The following is a 2,032-nucleotide window of genomic DNA, read 5'->3' as shown; positions in this document are numbered from 1 at the left end:
ACCGCCCACCGCGCGACGCCAGCCGCCCGCCGCGCGACGCCCGCCGCGCCCCGGCCGGCGCGCCCCGGGCGGCCGGAGCGAGCTCTGCGAGCGCAGGCCGACCGAAGCACCCGCCTGGGCCGAAACACAAATACACTGGCCTGCGTGCAGGGACGACGTCGGCTTTGTTGGTGACCCGCGAGGTTACCGGCGCGTAGGATGATGGGATTGTCTCCCCGCGACGGACACCCTTACCCGTCGCACTGATTCGGTTGATCGGAGAGTGTGGTGACCGCGACCCCGGACGCCCGCCCCCGTGGCACACGACTGCCGCGACTGGCGCGCCGTAGGCAACTCCTCGGCGCGGCCCAGGAGGTGTTCGTCGCGCAGGGGTACCACGCGGCGGCCATGGACGAGATCGCCGAACGCGCAGGCGTCAGCAAGCCCGTCCTCTACCAGCACTTCCCGGGCAAGCTGGAGCTGTACCTGGCGCTGCTCGACGAGCACGCCGAGAGCCTCGTGAAGACCGTCCGCGACGCGCTGGAGTCCACCACGGACAACAAGCTGCGGGTGCAGGCCAGCATGCAGGCGTTCTACGACTTCGTCGCGGGCGACGGCGAGGCGTACCGGCTCGTGTTCGAGTCCGACCTGCGCAACGTCGCGCCCGTCCGGGCCCGCGTCGACCGCGCCAACCAGCAGTGCGCCGAGATGATCGCCCAGGTCATCGCCGAGGACACCGACGCCCCCCGGGACGAGGCGCACCTGCTCGGCATGGGCCTGGTCGGCATGGCCGAGGTCAGCGCCCGCTACTGGCTGTCGCAGCACCGGGCGATCCCCAAGGACACCGCCGAGAAGATCATCGCGCGGCTCGCCTGGCGCGGGATCTCCGGCTTCCCCCGGACGACCTGACCCGGGTTTCACTCGGGGCGCAACCGCTCCGGCCGCGCGGAGGACGATCTCCGTGCGACCATCGGGTACGGGGCCGCCGGGCGTCGGCGAGCCGGTCGAGACGGGAGCATCACGTGCAGGTTCGCATCGGCGTGCAGTCCGTGCCCAAGGAACTCGTGGTCGAGACCGCGCAGTCCGCCGACGAGATCGAGAAGTCGCTGGCCGACGCGCTCGCCGTGGACAACGGCGTCCTCGTCCTGCGTGACCGCCGCGCCGGGCGCGTCGTCGTCCCGGCCCGCAGCGTCGGCTACCTCGAGATCGCCGAGGACGAGCAGCGCAGCGTCGGCTTCGGCAGCTGACCCGGTCACGGGGACTGCCGCCGGTCACGGGGACCGGCCCCGGTCACCGCGGCGGCACCGGCACCCCGGCGGCACGGAAAACCTCGGGCCGGATGAACTCCCCCAGGTCCCGGTATGGGATGCGGTACATGGTCCAGGCGCAGAGCATCCCGTACCCCATGCTGGGAAGCGGAGGGTAGAACTCGATCCCCTGCCGGGTCGGCATCGCGTACAGGTACCCGTCGTATACGTGTTCGAGCGGCACGTCCTCCGTCCCCGACGAGTACGGCCCGCCCACGTCACAGGCATCGCCGGTGCGTTCGCGGCCGGCGGGAAGGCGGCGGCCGAGCAGTCGGGTGAAGCCGCTCATCCCGGCCGCCGTGAGCTTCTCCGCACGGAACAGATCATCCGTTTCCAGGACTCGCCCGGTCTTCAGGTCGATGATGACGATCTGAATGTATCTGGAGTTCTTGGTCATCACGCTCCCGCCGAAGCGGTAGCGGACGGTGAAGAGGTCGGGCCCCTTGAGCCCCACGTCGTACGTGACGCTCCCCGTGTACGGGGTCGTGGGCTCGTTGATCTGAAAAGCCAGAACGTCCTGGTTGCCCTCGCGCAACCATTCCATGACAGGCCGCCGGATCGCGCTGTTGATCTTCGATTCCAGGGCGGCCGGAAGCCCGCTGAACTGCGGAAATTCCGCCGTCATGCGCGCGGCCGGGTCGCTGAGCGTGCTGCTGTCCGACACCTTCCGCACGATCGGGCCCGGCGCCGACGGGGACGCGGCGGGCGCCGCCGCGGTGCCGCCGCCGTCCGACCGGGCGGCGTAG

General features: G+C 70.9%; 3 protein-coding genes. 2 read left to right on the top strand and 1 reads right to left on the bottom strand.

Going from position 1 to position 2,032, the window contains the following annotated elements:
• The first annotated feature begins 267 nt into the window (after positions 1-267).
• Together BJF79_RS38345 and BJF79_RS38340 are read left to right on the top strand one after the other, a co-directional pair.
• Positions 268-888 carry a TetR/AcrR family transcriptional regulator gene (locus BJF79_RS38345; protein WP_075904738.1) on the top strand — a complete coding sequence of 207 codons (621 nt, stop codon included), beginning with the start codon at positions 268-270 and terminating at the stop codon, positions 886-888.
• Positions 889-1,001: 113 nt separating this feature from the next.
• The gene (locus BJF79_RS38340; protein WP_075904736.1) at positions 1,002-1,226 is read left to right on the top strand and encodes a DUF3107 domain-containing protein; all 225 of its coding nucleotides are present in this window, start codon (positions 1,002-1,004) and stop codon (positions 1,224-1,226) included.
• 43 nt (positions 1,227-1,269) lie between these two features.
• On the opposite strand, the gene BJF79_RS38335 is transcribed toward BJF79_RS38340, so the two are convergent.
• Positions 1,270-1,950 (bottom strand): hypothetical protein, encoded by a 681-nt coding sequence (locus tag BJF79_RS38335; protein ID WP_143220767.1) that lies wholly within the window; start codon positions 1,948-1,950, stop codon positions 1,270-1,272.
• Positions 1,951-2,032: the final 82 nt, after the last annotated feature.

Source organism: Actinomadura sp. CNU-125, assembly GCF_001942465.1.
Lineage (GTDB): Bacteria > Actinomycetota > Actinomycetes > Streptosporangiales > Streptosporangiaceae > Spirillospora.
The sequence above is the reverse complement of the archived record's forward strand: the minus strand, read 5'-3'. Positions and strand labels throughout refer to the sequence as shown.